The 16,777-nt window shown below is 64.0% G+C and carries 13 protein-coding genes; all 13 read right to left on the reverse strand.

Going from position 1 to position 16,777, the window contains the following annotated elements; all coding sequences use genetic code 11:
- Positions 1 to 31: 31 nt before the first annotated feature.
- Entirely contained in the window at positions 32 to 1,018 is a 987-nt protein-coding gene (locus VMF11_11460; GenBank protein HTU70924.1) for an NAD(P)H-quinone oxidoreductase, read from the reverse strand.
- Between the two features lie 49 nt (positions 1,019 to 1,067).
- Positions 1,068 to 2,144 carry a tRNA preQ1(34) S-adenosylmethionine ribosyltransferase-isomerase QueA gene (queA, locus tag VMF11_11465; GenBank protein ID HTU70925.1) on the reverse strand — a complete coding sequence of 359 codons (1,077 nt, stop codon included), beginning with the start codon at positions 2,142 to 2,144 and terminating at the stop codon, positions 1,068 to 1,070.
- 13 nt (positions 2,145 to 2,157) lie between these two features.
- A complete protein-coding gene (locus VMF11_11470) occupies positions 2,158 to 2,535 on the reverse strand; it encodes a PilZ domain-containing protein (GenBank protein HTU70926.1) in 378 nt (125 codons plus the stop codon).
- Positions 2,528 to 3,520: a SpoIID/LytB domain-containing protein gene (locus VMF11_11475; GenBank protein ID HTU70927.1), complete on the reverse strand. Its 993-nt coding sequence runs from the start codon at positions 3,518 to 3,520 to the stop codon at positions 2,528 to 2,530. The genes VMF11_11470 and VMF11_11475 overlap by 8 nt, the downstream gene beginning before the upstream one ends.
- Positions 3,517 to 4,575, reverse strand: coding sequence for a Holliday junction branch migration DNA helicase RuvB (gene ruvB, locus VMF11_11480; GenBank protein ID HTU70928.1), 1,059 nt, complete (start codon positions 4,573 to 4,575; stop codon positions 3,517 to 3,519). Before ruvB ends, VMF11_11475 begins: the two co-directional genes overlap by 4 nt.
- Positions 4,572 to 5,201: a Holliday junction branch migration protein RuvA gene (gene ruvA / locus VMF11_11485; protein ID HTU70929.1), complete on the reverse strand. Its 630-nt coding sequence runs from the start codon at positions 5,199 to 5,201 to the stop codon at positions 4,572 to 4,574. The genes ruvB and ruvA overlap by 4 nt, the downstream gene beginning before the upstream one ends.
- Positions 5,185 to 5,673: a crossover junction endodeoxyribonuclease RuvC gene (ruvC, locus tag VMF11_11490; protein ID HTU70930.1), complete on the reverse strand. Its 489-nt coding sequence runs from the start codon at positions 5,671 to 5,673 to the stop codon at positions 5,185 to 5,187. The genes ruvA and ruvC overlap by 17 nt, the downstream gene beginning before the upstream one ends.
- Positions 5,673 to 7,742 (reverse strand): Stk1 family PASTA domain-containing Ser/Thr kinase, encoded by a 2,070-nt coding sequence (gene pknB / locus VMF11_11495; protein HTU70931.1) that lies wholly within the window; start codon positions 7,740 to 7,742, stop codon positions 5,673 to 5,675. The genes ruvC and pknB overlap by 1 nt, the downstream gene beginning before the upstream one ends.
- A 38-nt stretch (positions 7,743 to 7,780) precedes the next feature.
- Positions 7,781 to 9,181 carry a penicillin-binding protein 2 gene (locus tag VMF11_11500; GenBank protein HTU70932.1) on the reverse strand — a complete coding sequence of 467 codons (1,401 nt, stop codon included), beginning with the start codon at positions 9,179 to 9,181 and terminating at the stop codon, positions 7,781 to 7,783.
- Complete coding sequence (locus VMF11_11505) at positions 9,178 to 9,966, reverse strand: hypothetical protein (protein ID HTU70933.1); 789 nt, start codon at positions 9,964 to 9,966, stop codon at positions 9,178 to 9,180. The genes VMF11_11500 and VMF11_11505 overlap by 4 nt, the downstream gene beginning before the upstream one ends.
- Before the next feature lie 48 nt (positions 9,967 to 10,014).
- Complete coding sequence (locus VMF11_11510; protein HTU70934.1) at positions 10,015 to 12,378, reverse strand: carboxypeptidase-like regulatory domain-containing protein; 2,364 nt, start codon at positions 12,376 to 12,378, stop codon at positions 10,015 to 10,017.
- A complete protein-coding gene (locus VMF11_11515) occupies positions 12,378 to 13,124 on the reverse strand; it encodes a hypothetical protein (GenBank protein ID HTU70935.1) in 747 nt (248 codons plus the stop codon). The genes VMF11_11510 and VMF11_11515 overlap by 1 nt, the downstream gene beginning before the upstream one ends.
- A 455-nt stretch (positions 13,125 to 13,579) precedes the next feature.
- Positions 13,580 to 16,696 carry a carbamoyl-phosphate synthase large subunit gene (gene carB / locus VMF11_11520; GenBank protein HTU70936.1) on the reverse strand — a complete coding sequence of 1,039 codons (3,117 nt, stop codon included), beginning with the start codon at positions 16,694 to 16,696 and terminating at the stop codon, positions 13,580 to 13,582.
- Between the last annotated feature and the right edge of the window lie 81 nt (positions 16,697 to 16,777).

Below are 16,777 nucleotides of genomic sequence, written 5' to 3' on the forward strand. Positions count from 1 at the left end.
CGCCTGCGCTGCTCGTTTCACCGGCACTTCCTTAGATATCGGGAACGAGCACGATCTTTCCGATATGCACGCTCGATTCGAGCCGAGCGTGTGCTTCGGCCGCCTGCGAGAACGTGAAGACCGAATCGACGACCGGCACGATCGGATCGCGCGCACCGAGCAGGGGCCAGATCTTCGCTCGCAAGCCCGCTGCGATGGCTGCTTTTTCGGCATCGGTCCTGGGCCGCAGGCTCGACCCCAAAATCGTTGCCCGGCGTTGCAACAGGTAGCGCAGATCGATCGCGGACTCCGAGCCGCCGGCGGTGGCGATGCACGCGATGCGGCCCTCGGTCGCGAGGGTCCGAAGATCGCGGTTGACGTAGTCGCCTCCGATGATGTCGAGCACCACGTCGACGCCGCGCTTGGCGGTGTACTCGAGAACCTCTTCGACGAAATCGACGCTGCGGTAATCGATTGCCGCTTCCGCGCCGATCTCGAGTGCGGCGCGGCACTTGGTCTCGGAGCCGGCGGTCGCGATGGCGCGCGCGCCCACGGCACGGGCGAACATGATTGCCATCGTTCCTATCCCGCTCGTGCCGCCGTGTACGAGCACGATTTCACCCTCGGCCAGGTGCGCGCGCACGAGGAGGTTGTCGTAGACCGTAAACGCATTTTCGGGCAGCGTCGCGCCCTCGACGAACGACCATTGCGCCGGAAGCGGAAGCACTTGCCCGACCGGGACGGCGACGAATTCGCCATAGCCGCCGCCGTTGCAGAGTGCCACGACGCGATCGCCGACCGCGTATTCGTCGACGTCGGCACCCAACTGCGCGATCGTGCCGCTGACCTCCAGCCCGAGAATCGGCGACGCGCTTTTGGGCGGCGGATAGTTTCCGCGCCGCTGCAGCGTGTCCGCCCGGCTCACGCCCGCCGCTTCCGTCTCGATCAAGACTTCACCGATGCGTGGAACCGGGGCAGGCATTTGCGCGACGCGCAACACCGAGGGGTCGCCCGGCTCGTCGTACGTGACGTATCTCATCCTAGGGAGCCTGTGTGCGGGCCGAGGCCGCGCTCATCCTTTCCCCTGCTCATCCTCGCAGCGGGGGACCTTCGATGAACATCGCATCGCCGAAGGAAAAGAATCGATACCGCTGCTCGATCGCCTCGCGATAGGCTTCCAGGACGCGCTCCCGGCCGGCAAACGCGCTGACCAGCACCAGCAGTGTCGAGCGCGGCAGATGAAAGTTCGTGATTATGGCGTCGACCACACGAAAGTCGAAACCCGGCCGGATGAAGAGCGCGGTCGAGGCCTCTTCCGCGACCAATCCCCCGTGGACGGCGGCGCTACCTTCCAGCGCGCGCACGACCGTCGTACCTGCAGCGATCACGCGGCCGCCGCGCGAGCGAGCTCGCTCGATCGTTTCGAGCGCGAGCGGCGGAATCGTATAGCGCTCGGCGTGCATCGTGTGCTCGTCCAGACGCGCACTCTTGAGCGGGCGGAACGTCCCGAGGCCGACGTCGAGCGTCAGTTCGGCGATCGATACCCCGCCGCGCTCGATCCGTTGCAGCAATTCGGGCGTGAAGTGCAGCGATGCGGTCGGGGCGGCGACGCTGCCCGGTTCGCGTGCGAAGACGGTTTGGTAGCGTTCTTGCGCTTCGTCGGTGTCGTTGTGAATGTAGGGCGGCAGCGGCAAACGGCCTGCGCGTGACAAGAACTGCTCGAAGGGCTCGTCGAGTTCGAACTCGAGCTCACGCAGACCCTCGTCGTGCGCGGCGACGACGCGGGCGCGGGTGCGCGCATCGAAGAGAATCGCGGACTCCAGGCGCAAACGGCGCGCGGGGCGCACCAGCGCGAGCCAGCGGGTGGCGCGCGGATCGTAACGCATCGACTCGGCGGGATGCAGCAGCAGCACCTCGACCGTTCCGCCGCTTCCGGCTCGACGTCCCCACAAGCGCGCAGCGATGACGCGCGTACGATTGAGCACCAGCACGTCGTTTGGATGGAGCAGCGAAGGCAGATCGGAGAAGATCTTGTGCTCGATGCGGTCGCGGGATAGTACCATCAGCCGGCTCGCGTCGCGCTGCTCGGCCGGACGCTGGGCGATCAGTTCCGCGGGAAGCTCGAAATCGTACGCGCAGGTTAGGGAAGCTCTGGAGGAGTCCATGCGCTGGAGGAGACTAGCCGCCGGTCAGGCGCGCTCGTTCGATCTCGAGGAAATTGGTCAAGCGCTTACGTTCCTCTTCGGTGGCGTCGACGATCAGCACGCCGACTTGGTACGTATCGCCCTGGAAAGCGCGAATCCACCGTACCTGACCTCGCAACGTGAGGAACGGATTGCGTTTCATCGTGAACGTATATTTGGTGCCGACGGGCAGATATTGATCTGCGATCACGCGCATGCCGGTCGGTGAGATGTCGGCCACCGCTCCGCGAAAGAGCATCGAGGAGAGCGGATCTTCGACGACGACGTCGATATATTTGCGCAGCCGCAGCGCAAAGCGCTTGTCGCTCTCGCTCTCACCGCCGTCCGGGCGATTGGGCTGGCCTTCAGTCATGGTCGATATCGGTTCCCGGAAAATAAGAATTCAGAATCTCGGCAGGCTGGGCGCCTCGCAGTGCGAGACCTCGCGCACCCCACTGGCACATCCCGACCCCGTGCCCTAACCCACCGCCTTCGATGGCGATGTGCCCAGCTGCTTCTGCTGCGGGTTCGAATTTCGTAATGAGCAGACTCGGCAGCACGCGCGGACCAATGCGCAATCGGAACGTGCTGCCCTTGACGGGAAGCGACCAATCCGTACCTGCGAGCACGATCGTTCGTGCTCTGCCGCTGGGGTCGCGCGTTCCTTCGCTCAGCGACTGCAACGATCCGAGCGGCGCGATTTCGTTCGCGAACGCCGATGCGACGGAGGTCAGATCCAGCGTACGATTCCAGCGATAATAGGGCGAATCCGTACACGTCGTGCAGACGACGCCGCCGAGATACGGGATCGGCGCCCCGCCCCAGGCGTCGCTCGCCGACTCCGTATGCCCGCCGCAGCACGAACTGTACATGACGCGCGCGAAGTTCGCACCATACCGTAAGACCAGTCCGGCGCTTGCATCGACCGCGGCGCGGGCAGCCGGACTCTCCTGTGCGACGCCGCCGTAGACTTGATCGAGTTCGGACGGAACGACGTCGTAGCCTCGCGCCGGATTGCTGCGCTGCAGCACATAGGTGCGGGCGCAGATCGCTTGAGCTTGCAGCGCGGCATCCGGCCATCCGGGTGTCATCTCGCGCGGCACGACGCTGTACAGATACTCTTCGAGACGCAGCGTATTCACGATCGATCCACCGGGAAGGCGTGAATACGTGCCGCGATAGGTCTGCCCGTTGAAGGCAAAGCTGCCCGGAGATGCGCTCCGTACCACGCCGGGACCGAGCAACACGCGCAGCTCCTGCGCGTTCGCGTTCATTGCCGGATCGAATTCGTCGGCGCGTGCGCGGGCCGTTGCGGCCGCCGCGAGTGCGGCACAAACGAACGCGCGGCGCGTGATCACAGCAGGCGGTTCTCCTGGGCCGGTGCGATGATGCCCAAATGCCGGTACGCCGCCTGCGTTGCCTTGCGTCCGCTTGCCGTGCGCACCACGAAGCCGGCCTTGAGCAGATAGGGTTCAACCACGTCTTCCAGCGTCTGAACGTCGTCGTTCAACGTGGCGGCGATCGCCGCGATTCCCGCCGGGCCGCCGCGGTACGATTCGATCAGCGCGGTCAAGAATGCGCGATCTATGCGGTCGAGACCGAGCTGGTCGACGCCCTCGCGCGCGAGCGCGTCGGCCGCGACCGCGTTGGTGATGATTCCGTTTGCCCGCACGTCGGCGAAGTCCCGCACGCGCCGCAGCAGGCGGTTCGCGACGCGCGGCGTGCCGCGACTGCGCTCGGCGATCGTACGAGCGCCGGATCCGTCGATTTGCGCGCCGAGCAATCGCGCCGAGCGCGTGACGATCCGTTCCAGTTCGTCCGGTTCGTAGAAGTCGAGATGGTGAACGATGCCGAAACGGTCGCGCAGCGGAGCGGTGAGCATGCCGGCGCGCGTCGTCGCCCCGATCAGCGTGAAATGTTTGAGCGGAAGCTTGAGCGTCTTGGCGTAGGCCCCGCGATCGACGACGAAGTCGATCTGGAAGTCTTCCATCGCCGGATAAAGAAATTCTTCGACGACACGCCCGAGGCGGTGGATCTCGTCGATGAAGAGGACGTCGCCTTCTTCGAGCGATGTCAGAACGCCGACCAAATCTTTGGGCTTCTCGAGCGTCGGCCCGCTGGTCGGACGAAAATTCGCGCGCATCTCTCGCGCGACCAGCGCCGCGAGCGTCGTCTTACCGAGACCGGGCGGTCCATAGAGCAGCGTGTGTTCCAGCGGTTCGCCTCGACCGCGCGCAGCCTCGATCGCGATCCGCAAATTTTCGACGACGCGCTCTTGGCCGACGTATTCATCGAATGTGCGCGGCCGCAGCGATGCGCCGTAGACTTCATCTTCGAGTGATTCTTGGGGAGAGAGAACCCGCGCCGACTGATCGTCGCCGCTGTAGAGCGGACGGCGCGCGTCCTCGCTCATGCGGGAGAGCGCTCCGGCGTTTTCCGGCGGTAGATCTGCGCCAGAAGCGTCTCCGCATCGGCGATTTGCGGCGTGCCCTGGAGCGTTTCGCGGATCATCGCTTCGGCCTCGCCACGTTTGTATTCGAGTTGCAGCAGCACGGAGAGGGCCTCATCGGCAAAATCCGGCATCGCAGCCGGCGGTGAGGGCGGCGCGTCCCGGATCAACAAGAAACGCGCAACCTTGCCCTGGAGCTTCGCCACGATGTCGCGCGCCTTCTGCTGCCCGATGCCGGGAAGTTTGCGCAGGTAGCCATAGTCGCCGCGGTCGATCGCGCTCGCGATCGCGGACATCGGCTCCGAGAAAGCGCGCGCGGCGGTGCGCGGGCCGATCGACGCGACGCTGATCAGCGCCTCGAAAAACGCCCGCTCGATCGCATTGGTAAAGCCGTAATAGGTAGCGCGAGCGCTGTTTCCGTCGATGTTGAGGGCGGCGTAGATCTCGAGCGCGACGCGCTCGCCGGGCGCTGCCGTGATCTTCTCGGCGATGCACGGCGGAAGAACGACGTCATAGCCGAGTCCGCCGGTCTCCAGCACGACGTGCTCGCCGTCGCGCTCGACGAGGGTTCCGCTAATACGCGAGAACATGTCCGCTCACGTTGAGATAGGCCAGCGCAATCGCGAGCGCGTCGGAAACGTCGTTGGGCTTGGGTGCGGTGCGCAGCTTGAGCATCTGCCTGACCATCGCGTTGACCTGATCCTTGCTAGCGCTGCCCGACCCGACCAACGCCCGCTTGACGCGGGCGTGACCCAAGGTTTGGACCGGAATTCCGGCCTGCGCGCTGGCCAGACACATGACGCCGCGCGCATGTCCCATCAAGATGGCGGTCGACGGATTCTTATACGTCGTGTACAACTCCTCGATCACGACCACGTCGGGGGTCGTTTGCGAGAGCAGCGCGGTGATGCCGGCGTGGAGCTCGGCCAGGCGCCGCTCGAGCGCAGATCCGACGTTCGGCGTCACCACGCCGGCTTCGACCAGTGCGATGTCTCTTCCACGCCGCTCGATCACGCCGTATCCGGTGACGCGGAGCGCGGGATCGATGCCGAGAATCCGCATTACTCTCCGGTTCCATTGACGACGAGCGTGACCGTCGAGCCGGGCGTGAGGTTCGTGCCGGCGCTGGGGTCGGTGCCGATCACGCGTCCGTTCGCGCCTTCGCTCGTCGTGTACTGGATGTTACCGACGCGATAGCCGTCTGCCTCGAGCGTCGTCTGCGCGTCACTGAGCGAGTCGCCTTCGGTATCGGGAACTTCTCCGTTGACCGAGAGCGTCAGCGTTACGCGCTTTCCGCTCTCGACTCGAGTGCCGGCGGCCGTATCCTGCGCGAGGATGGTCCCGTTTCCGGCCGCCTGGGTCGAAAACGTGACCGCCACCTGGAGTCCGAGTTGCTGAAGCTGCGAGACGGCTTGCGCGTACGCCGCTCCGACCAACGAGGGAACGGTGATCGTTTGTGCGTAGCTCGCCGGGCCGGTGCTCACGGTCGCGCGAATCGTCTGGCCGCGCTGAAGCGGCTGCCCGGCCTGTACGTTTTGCGCGTCGATGAACCCGCTCGGCACGTTCGGATCGGCGGTCTGTTCCGAGGTGTCGAGCACGACACCGAGTTTTTGCGCGAGTGCCGTCGCGTCGGCAACCGACATGTTGTAGAAATTCGGCGCCGCGATCGCCTGCGGCCCTTTGGAAACGACAAGTGCGATCGTTGCACCCTGACGCACTTGCGAACGCGCCGCGGGAGCCTGATCGATCACGCTGTCCTTGGCGGCGTTGTCGAAGCGTTCGTCGCGCTTGACTTTGAAGCCGTCGTCCTCGAGCGTACGTTCGGCGTCGTTCACGTTATAGCCGCGCACGTCGGGCAAGCCGATCAGCGGGAGCCCATTGCTGATCACGAGCTCCACCACCGAGTTGCGGTCGACCTGGGTGCCCGCTACGGGATTTTGGCGCATCACGTGATTGGCCGGAACGGTATCGCTTGCGCTCTTGTAAAAGCGCGCGATCAATCCGGCGTTCACGACCGCCGCTTCGGCCTGCGTATCGGTCATGCCGCTGTAGTCACCGACCGACACGCTCGACGCGACGTTCGGCAGCGTAAACGGCCGGCCGAAGACGTAATACCCGAGTCCGGTCGCAACCAGCGCCAGGAGCACGAGCGTTGCAACCAAACCGGCGCCGAAGCGCGAGCGCCGTTCTTCTTCCTCACCGAGCGAGGTGTAGGCGCGGTCGGGCAGCGGCGAGCGGCGCGGCGGCAGTACCGTATGCATCATCTGCGTCGGCGCGTCGTCGGAGATTTCGTAGGCGGCGACGCTCGGCCGCTCGCGCGCCTCGCGCAGCGCGGTAGCGACCTCGCTCGCGGAACGGAAGCGGTTCTCGGGACGCTTTTGCAGCAGTTTGTTGACGATCGCCGCCAGTGCGGGCGAGGTGCCGGGGACCTTCCCGTCGAGCATCGGGACGGGATCGCCGATGTGTTTGAGCGCGACCGTGACCGGCGATTCGCCGGTGTAGGGAAGGCTGCCGGTGAGCATCTGATAGATGACGATGCCGACGCTGTAGAGATCCGAACTCTCGTTCAGCTCGTGACCTTGCGCCTGTTCGGGGGAGATGTAGTACACGCTCCCCATCACCAGGCCCGGCTTGGTCAGTGCCATCGTTTGCTGCGAGACGGCACGCGCGATGCCGAAGTCCGAGAGTTTGACGACGTCGTCCTTCGTAACCAGGATGTTGGCGGGTTTGATGTCGCGGTGCAGCAGCCCCGCGCGGTGTGCGTAGGCGAGGCCGTTGCAAATCTGCGCGGCGTAATCGATAGCAACGGGCTCGGGAAGCGCTCCGTCGGCGATGATCTCGGCGAGCGATGGACCATCGACGAGTTCCATCACGATGTAGTACGTATCGCCTTCGCGCCCGACGTCGTAGGTATTGACGATGTTGGGATGCGAAAGATGAGCCGCCGATTCGGCTTCTTGGTAGAAGCGCCGCACGAATTCGGCATCGGCAGCATATTGCGGGCGCAAAACCTTGATCGCAACGCGCCGGCGCAGGACCGTATCGGTGCCGCTGTAGACCGTCGCCATCCCGCCTTCGCCGAGTTTGCGATCGAGTCGGTACCGATTGTTGAATGTCTGCTGCTCGATCACGTTCGTCTTACGGTTTCCCGCATCGCAGGTCTTTCCTCCTAATGCGTCGCGAGCGCCGCTTCGAGCACGCGGCGCGCGATGGGTGCAGCAACCGTCGCACCGTAGCCGGCGTTCTCCACGACGATTGCGACGACGAAGCGCGGATGATCGGCCGGCGCGAAGCAGACGAACCACGAGTGCGCCGCACCGTGAGGATTGGTGGCGGTCCCGGTCTTTCCGGCAACCTGCACGCCGGGGATCTGCGCGGTCGTCCCGGTGCCGTACTGCACGACGGCGATCATCATCTTCTTGACGTCCGCAGCCGTCTGCGGCGATATCGGCGTGACCAGCGTGCTCGTCGGCGTGACGCTGCGCACCCGGCCGTCGAGCACGATCTGCCGTACGATGTAGGGCCGGGGCATCGCCCCGTTGTTTGCGATCGTCGCCGCGAGCAGCGCCATCTGCAGCGGCGTCATCAAGAGCGCGCCTTGTCCAAAACCCATCTGGGCAAGCTCGCCGGGAACGATCGTGTCCTTCGGCGGCACACGGTCGGTTTCGGCCGGAAGCTGAAAGTCGAGCGGTGCGCCGATGCCCCAGCGATCGAGGTAATCGTAGAACGCATCGGTTCCCATCTTCAAGCTGATCTGCGCGAAATCGACGTTGCTGGAGAGCGCGAATGCGCCGGTGAGGTCCTGATATCCGGTGGCTTCACTCTCGTTGTCGTGCAGGACGAAATTCCCGATGACGTAGTAGCCGGGGTCCTCGAAATGGGAATCCATCGTTACCGTGCCGTTTTCGAGCGCCGATCCCGCCGTGAAGATCTTGAACGTCGATCCGGGTGGATAGAGCCCGCTGATCGCGCGATTGAGCAGCGGGCTCTGGGTGTCATCGACGAGCGAGGGGAATTCGCGGTCGAAGTCCGTGGGATCGTAGCTCGGTACGCTGGCGATCGCGAGCACGGCGCCGGTCGAGGGATCGAGCACGATGCCCGCGCCGCGCGCGTGCACGGAGAGCTGCGCCCACAGCGTACGCTCGATCGCGGGCACGATCGTCGTCACGACGTCCGCGCCCCGCGAGCGCGAACTCTTCCCGGCGAACGCGTTCTCGATCGCGTCGAATTGCGCCAGCGGATCGCCGGTCGTGTCGGCCGGCGTGAGCGCGCGGTCGTACGCGCTTTCGATACCGCTCGTGCCATAGCGCGCGGAGACGTATCCCACCGTTTGCGCGAGCGCGGCGCCGAGCGGATAGACGCGCGCGCCGCCTCGCGTGCTCGCGAGCACGGCGCCGTCGGTCGCGAGGATCTCGCCGCGGCGCGCGTCGAGCAGTGCATGCCGCGGATTATAGGGCTTGGCGGCGATGCCCGGCCCGTCGACCAACATCACCCATGCGGTGCGCAGCGCCAGGGCCGCGAAGAGCACGACGAAGAGCACCCGCAGAGCGCCGATCGCGCGATTGGTCACCGTTCGCGCAAAACGCTGAATCCGCCGCCGGAGCGTAGGGCCATATACGGCCGGCCCGGCTCGGCGGTGATCAACAGGTTGATCATTTCTTGCGCCGTTGCTGCAGCGATCTCACCCGAAGAAAAGACGACGTCGACGCCCATTTCGGCCAGAATCGGCGCAGCGATGTACGCGCAGGTCGGCAGCGTCTCGAAATGCCGATCTTCATACGGACCGTCGTGCCACGGACCGCGCTTCCCGAAGACCTGCGCGTGATAGTCCCAGGCGCACAGCTCCTTCTCTTTCCACACGAACTCGCCTTGGACGCAGAGGCGGCGGCACGCTGCGCACTGCACGATCGGTGCGGGCGGATGCGCGAGCCCATCGACGATCTCCTCGGGCAGATCCTCGATGTTGAGCACCGCTTCGTCGGAGAGCGCTTCGGGCAGGTCGGCTTGCCATTGTACGCGCGCGAGCAATTCGATGTCGCGCATCGGGGCGACGAACGCGCGCTCGTCTTCAGGCGGAAAGGTTCGATCGACCCAATCGAGCAGGTTCGCGAGCGCGATCCCAACGTTCTGCCAGGATTCGCCGATGACGACGCCGATCGGCGTCCATGCCAGCGGCACCAGCCGCGCGGTGACCGCTCCGGCGTCGGTTCGAAAACTGTTGATGAAGCCGAGCGTGCTTCCGCTGCCGCCCAGCACGAAGACGCGAGGCTCGTTGCTCAGCTCGAGGCTTCGATCGTCGCCGGAGCGCTGCGGACCACGGGACGATGCCCCGCCGTGGTTGCCAAAGTGATGCATCGGGATGAACTTCGACTCGTCATCCGGCCGAGCCCTGGAGTGAGCGCATCACGGGTTGGACGAATGCGCGATGTCGAAGCGCAGGCGGATAAATGCGTCGGGTGCAGGAAGGGGTGCAGCGTTTTCGAGCAGCGTGCTGCCGCTTTGCGTCAGCAGCGGCTGTGCGAATCGCGGGGAAGTGAAAAGGCCGGCGTAACTGTTGAAAAGGTTCCGGCTTACGATCTCGAGCGTGCACGCCGGAGAAATCCGGCGCTCGATCCCCGCCGTCCAGTACGCATATCCGGGCAAATTGTTCGAATTGTTTCGCGAGGCGATGATCCCGCTGAGCATGAGTTCGGTCTTATCGTCGGGCAGGCCCCAGCCGGCCGAGAGCCCGGCGCGCCATGGAGCGATATTCGGCAGCTGGCGTCCCGGGATGTAGATGGAAAACGGAGCGTTGAGGCGAGGATCGCCGGCGAGGATCGCTTGCGTTCCATCTAAGAAGCCGGAAACGTTGACGCGTTCGCGAAACGCGGTAACGTTCCAGGCAAGGTTCACGCCCCGGTAAAGAACGCTAAGACCGTTGAGATCTTGTATCAAGTAGATTCTACTGGTGGCGGGAGCGGAGCCCGGGCAGCCGCCGTAGGTGGAATATCCATCTTGCAACTCCGCCGCATATCCCGCGGGTACAGCGCCGGCAGGCTCCGTCCCGAGCGGAACTTGCGCATCCGTCAGGGTTACACCGCGATCGGATTCATCGTACGCATAAGCGCTGACTGTCGTTTGCGCGTGGGTCCAGGTCCACCCTGCGTCCACGACCGCCGATCGGACGGCGTGGCCGTTTTGGCTGGGCGCGTTCGCCTCGATGAAATTGCCGGCACAATCGTAATACGCGGACGCCGCATCGTCGAGTACGCCCCCACCCAGCGTCTCGGCGTCGCGCGCGACGGTGCCGACCTTGAGACGAAACGAGTTCGCGCCTGCGGTTGCGGATGACGAAAGTGCGGCACCCGCGCCTGCGCCGCTTCCTGAAACGTTTACGTCCGTAACGTCAATCCCTACGGGAACCTTGCCTACGATGAATAGATTTCGGTGAGCCTTGATCGTCTGTGCGTTCTTTGCGCCTTGCATGAAAGGCAGTTCCGGCGTCTGGGCGATCGCCGTGTCGTCGCGGTCACCGTCGGCGAAAAACATCAGGTTCGTTTGCGCCGCGTCCGCGAACGCGAAATCGATGCTTGCCGACGTGCCTATCGTCGTCGTCGTTTCCGTCAATGGAGAGGGGATCAGACCCACGATGCGGTGCGCATAGTCGTCCTCATCTCCTATTCCAAGGCGCGAGAGCGCGACGGCAAGCATTCCGGATGGCAACGTTCCGGTGAACCGCACGCTGAGATGCGAGAAGTCGAGAGCACTCGTATTGCCCGGGCCGATTCCATATGGAAGGGGGCCGGCAAAAAACGTCGGGATCGGCTGCTCGAAGGATCGCGCGTCGATCGCGCGGAGTGACGCAGTCCAATTGACGCCCAACGGGAAGTTCACGACACCGTAGAGCGAGGTTCCGCTGATGCCGCCGGTGTGCAGGTAATCCAGGCCCGAGGTGTCGAGGTACGTCGCGCCGTTCAGCGAGCTATCCACGTGCCGTTCGTTGACGACCGCCGCGTAGCTGATCGCTCCTGACGTGCTCTGCAGCGAAGCCTTCTCGGTTGCATATTGGTAGCCGCCATAGGTTCCGGTCGCGGCAAGCTGCGTTGCCAGCGAGGGATTCAGAAAGAACAGATCCACCGAGTCGTTGAACTGATCGGTTTGGACGCCTTGCAGCAGATCGGGATCGAGCGCGTGCAGGGCGAGCGGATTTGAGATTTGCACGCCGTCGAATGCCACCGAGGTCATGCTTGGGTCTCTACCCTCGAGCGAAAGGCCTTCGACCGTGCCGTCTTGGGCATTGCGCTGAACGGTGATACCACCCAAATCGTTGAGCGCATCGAGCAGATTGAGCGAAAGCTTCGCCGCGACGTCATTCTCCGAGAGCCGGCGACTTCCGACCTTGATTTCTGAAGCTAGTGCCCTCACGGTCCCGATCGTTTTCAACGTGGGCGCCAAACGCACGTCGACCAGCGTTTCTCGGTTCGGCGTCACTTCCACGAGGTGCGTAATCTCTTGGTAACCGTGCGCGCGCACGGCGAGACGGTATTCGCCTTCGGGAAGCGACACCACACGCGCGTCACCGGCCGAGTCGCTGAGCACGACGCGGTCGAGCGATTCCGCACCACCGATGACGTAGACCGCTGCGCTCGCAAGCGGGCGTCCGGTGGAAGCGTCGATCACATGAACGAGAAGGACCCCCACGGATTCGGTTTGCGCGCCCGTATCGACGCGGACGAGGAGGTATGCCGCGACGACGACTGCGAGCAGAATCGCCGCAGAGCGGCACATCAATTCAGGCGATGAAGCGTGATGATGATGCGACGCATCTCTTGACGTGCCGACGAAATCGTGGTTTGCCCGAGAAACACCTGCTGATCGACCGTGAGCGTTTCGTCCGCGGTCACGCCGTGCTCCAGCGTCAGCGTCGCGTGCCAAGTGGAGGCGCCGTACTCCGTCGGAATATCGATCGTCGTGCCGTTCACGCTTCCGGTCGTGTGTATCGGATGCTCGATCTCTTGCCCGGACGGACCGTTGCCGCTGCCCGACAGCTCGAGGCGGACCTCTCCGGTTTGGGCGTCGATGGAGACGACGCGTACCCGTTGCTCCCCTGCCGGGCCGAAGGCCCATGGACGAGCGATTGTAAACCTCCACGCTTCGCCGGCTTGCAGCGTTCCGGAAGGCCGGCCGCAGAATATGGGATCGTAAAAGACCTCTACGCCGGGATCTCCAATAGCACTTTTACCCGCGGCAGAGAGATCATACTTATTGACTGTCATATCGGTCGATGTGGAATGACCGGGCAGATCGAAAACTGCATGAAGCTTCATCGACGCGTCGTCTTGTTCGAGCGCGGTAACACTGATTTTGCCGGTGAACTGACGGAAGGCGCCGCCGGAGAGCTGCAGCCGGACACCATATGCTTCCTTAACCGTCGCCCCCGTTGGGATGGTCGGCCGTAGAAGCACGGGAAGTGCAAAGGGCGTCGCTGTTGCCGTTACCGCGGCAAAAAGGACGGCACCGGAAAATGCGTACATAATAATAACACCCGGATTCGAGAGGAGGCGAGGCGGGTGCGACCGCGCGTCGCCCCGCCTTCGCGCTAGACTAGAGCGGCATGGGGCCGGTGCATGGAAAGTCTTCGCATATCGAGACTTCGTAGCAGACCACGACGACGCCGATTGGTGTTATGAGTGGAATGCAATAGTCCTCAGTGTCGCATATTTCGATGGTACATGTGATTTCGCCAACAGCCCTGGAGAGGTTAACTGGAGATGCTGGCCTGGCCTGAGTACCCGCACTGGCCGGCACCGCACCAAACGTCAGCAACGTTAGCGCCGCGCCGATGGAAGTCAATCTCCTGATCACCTGAGGCTCCCTTCTCTTTGACTAAAAAAAGCAAGGACCCAAGTTAAGTAGACCAAAAAACCCCGTGGCCAGTCAATTACCCTTCGGTCGAGGCGGCCCAGGTCCGGCCCTCCGGCGGGGGGCTTCACGGGCTAACGCACTGCGATTGATACTCTTGCAGACTCCGCGGCGGCCCCGCCGTGCTTTCGAGCGCCTCCGCGAGGGCCCGAGCCGTATCCAAACTGGTCAAACACGCAATACTCGCTTCTACCGCGGCGCGCCGAATCTTGTAGTTGTCGGAGAGTTCCCGCGGACCTTTGGCATCGTTGATCACCAGGTCGACCCCGCGTTGCCCGATCAGATCGAGCACGTGCGGCGAACCGTCGGAAATCTTGTTGATCGCTTCGCATTCGATGCCGGCGGCTTCCAGCACGGTGCGCGTTCCGGGCGTCGCGACCAGCGTGTGACCCAATTCGGAATAGCGCCGCATGACCGGAATCGATTCGTCCTTCTCTTCGTCGGCGATCGAGACCAGGATACGACCGCCCGAGCCCGGTAACCGAACGCCCGCGGCGATGAAGCCCTTGCGCAAAGCACCCGCAAAGGTGTCGTCGATACCGAGCACCTCGCCGGTCGATTTCATCTCCGGACCGAGTACCGTCTCGACGCCGCGCATCTTCGAGAACGAGAAGACCGGTACTTTCACGACCGTGAACGGCGTGCGCGGGTGCAGACCCGTCCCGTACTCCATGTCGCGCAACCGTTCGCCCAGTGCTATTCGTGTTGCGGCGGCGACGATGTTCACGCCGGTGGCCTTTTGAATGATCGGAACGGTACGGCTTGCGCGCGGATTGGCCTCGATGATGAAGAGTCCGCCTTCGTGCACGACGAATTGGATGTTGATCAAGCCGCGAATGTTGAGCTCGCGTGCGATCGCCGCCGTGACGTCGACGATCCGCTGCTCCATCGCCGCGTCGATCGTCTGCGTGGGATAGACGCTGATCGAGTCGCCGGAGTGGATGCCGGCGCGCTCGATATGTTCGAAGATCCCGGGAATGAGGATATCCTCGCCGTCGAAGACGGCATCGACCTCGACTTCGAGTCCGCGCAGGTACTTATCGACCAAGAGGGGCGCGCCGGGCAGAATCGGCGGTGCCGACTCGGCGTACGAGGCGAGCTGGCCTTCATTATAAATGATCTCCATCGCGCGGCCGCCGAGCACGAAACTCGGGCGCACCAGGACCGGAAAACCCAGCGCGCGCGCGAAGACGCGAGCCTCGCGGAAGCTGGTGGCCGCTTTCCCCTCCGGCCGGGCAACGCTCAGCCGCGCGAGCGCCGCGTCGAACTGCGCGCGGTCTTCGGCCATATCCAGACTCGCGCGATCGCTGCCGATGATCCGTACGTTGCGGCGCGAGAGTTCGCGCGCGAGATTGATCGCCGTCTGGCCGCCGAAGGCGAGCATCACGCCGCTGGCGTTGGTGGCGCGGTACGCCGCTTCGACTTCGTCCGCCCCCGGCGGCTCGAAGACGAGCGCGTCGGACACGTCGAAGTCGGTCGAGACGGTTTCGGGATTGTTGTTCACGATGACCGCGGATTTTTCGGCGGCGCGCAGCGCCCACGCCGCGTGTACGCAACTGTAGTCGAACTCGATCCCTTGCCCGATGCGAATTGGTCCGCTGCCGACCACGACGACGGCTTCGTGCGGCGTCGCGCGCATCTCGTCCATTTCGCCGCTGGAAAGATAGTAGTAAGGCGATTTCGCCGGAAACTCCGCCGCTGCCGTGTCGACCATTCGAAAGACGATTCCGCCGCCCTTCGGGCGGTCGCACGTCCTGTGCTCGGAACCTTCAGCCGCCTCGTGCGGCTCACCCTCTTCGTCGACGATGTCGCAGATCTGCCACAGCCAGAAGCGGTCGATCGCGCTGCTCGCGTGGATGCGCTCGACGCACGCGTCGCGGCCGCCGGGTCCGGCGCGGCGCAGCAGCTCGGCGACCGCAAAGAGACGTTCGTCGGTCGGCCGAACGACGATCTCTTCGAGTTCGGTTTCGCTCCATTCCAGATATTCGCCGCCGGTGAGCGATTCGCGCCGGAGGTCGAGACCGCGCACCGCCTTCATGAGAGCCGCACGAAACGTGCGGCCGATCCCCATTGCTTCGCCGGTCGACTTCATCTGCGTGCCGAGCAGCGTGTCGGCCAGCGGAAATTTATCGAACGGCCAGCGTGGAATCTTGACCACGCAGTAGTCCAGCGTCGGCTCGTACGCCGCTTTGGTCACGCCGGTGACCGGGTTGGGGATTTCATCCAGCGTCTGCCCGAGCGCGATGCGCGTCGAGATCTTGGCGATCGGATAGCCGGTGGCTTTGGATGCCAGCGCGGAGCTGCGCGAGACGCGCGGGTTCACCTCGATGATCGCGTACTCGCTGCTGGTCGGGTGCAGCGCGAACTGAATGTTGCAGCCGCCTTGGACGTTGAGCGCGCGGATCACGTTGAGCGAGGCGCTGCGCAGCATTTGATAGTCGAGGTCGGAGAGCGTCTGCGACGGCGCGACGACGATCGAGTCACCGGTATGCACACCGACCGGATCGATGTTCTCCATGTTGCAGACGATGATGCAGTTGTCGGCACCGTCGCGCAGCACTTCGTACTCGATCTCTTTCCAACCCAGGAGCGAGGTTTCGAGCAGCGCTTGGTGGATCAGCGATGCATTGAGGCCGGCGTCGAGCCGCTCGCGCAGTTCTGCTTCGCTGTACACGACGCCGCCGCCGGTTCCGCCGAGCGTGTACGCGGGGCGCACGACGAGCGGATAGCCGGCGAGCGCGGCGAAACCGATGCCTTGCTCCACGTCGGTGATGATGACCGACTCGGGAACGGGTTCACCGATCTCGATCATCTTGGCTTTGAAACGTTCGCGGTCTTCGGCGAGTTTGATCGTTTCGACCGGCGTGCCGAGCAATTCGACGCCAAAGCGTTCGAGTACGCCGGCGTCGTCGAGCTCGACGGCGAGATTCAACCCGGTCTGGCCGCCCAACGTCGGCAAGAGCGCATCGGGCCGTTCGCGTGCGATGATCGCTTCGAGCGACGGGACGGTCAGCGGTTCGAGATAGACGGCGTCGGCGATTTCGGGATCGGTCATGATCGTCGCCGGATTCGAGTTGACGAGGACGACGCGGTGGCCTTCTTCGCGCAGCGCGCGGCACGCCTGAACGCCCGCATAATCAAATTCCGCCGCCTGACCGATTACGATCGGCCCAGACCCAATCACCAGAACGTTGCGGCGGGGCATGCTGGGGAGGGTGGATTAGCGCGACCCCGCCGTTAGTCCTATGGACGGAAGTCGTAGCGA

The organism is Candidatus Baltobacteraceae bacterium, assembly GCA_035502855.1.
In the GTDB taxonomy this organism is placed as follows: domain Bacteria; phylum Vulcanimicrobiota; class Vulcanimicrobiia; order Vulcanimicrobiales; family Vulcanimicrobiaceae; genus Aquilonibacter.